Raw genomic sequence first — 268 nt, forward strand, 5'->3', positions numbered from 1 at the left:
GCTCGGGCGGGGTCTGGCTGGACCGTACGGGACGGCTGCTGGCCCTGGACCGGGAGACCGGCGGGCGCACCAAGGCCGTCGTGGTGGACCTGGAGCGCGGCGGGGAGATGTCGCCGCTGCTCCAGATCGCCGCCGACAGCGACGACCGGCTGCTGCTCGCCGACCACGACAGCGGGCTGCTGCTGATCCGCTCGGACGCTCCCTCGCCCGGGCAGAACCGGCTGGGCTGGGGTGTCCTGGGCAGCACCCTGCCGGTGCGCTTCCCGGA

Annotated in this window: 1 pseudogene; it reads left to right on the plus strand. The window is 75.0% G+C overall.

The features are described 5' to 3' along the window. Positions 1-268, plus strand: a pseudogene (locus CCL05_RS46980) (hypothetical protein); the annotation flags it as partial.

It is taken from the genome of Streptomyces africanus (genome assembly GCF_002150735.1).
GTDB classification, from domain to species: Bacteria; Actinomycetota; Actinomycetes; order Streptomycetales; family Streptomycetaceae; genus Streptomyces; species Streptomyces africanus.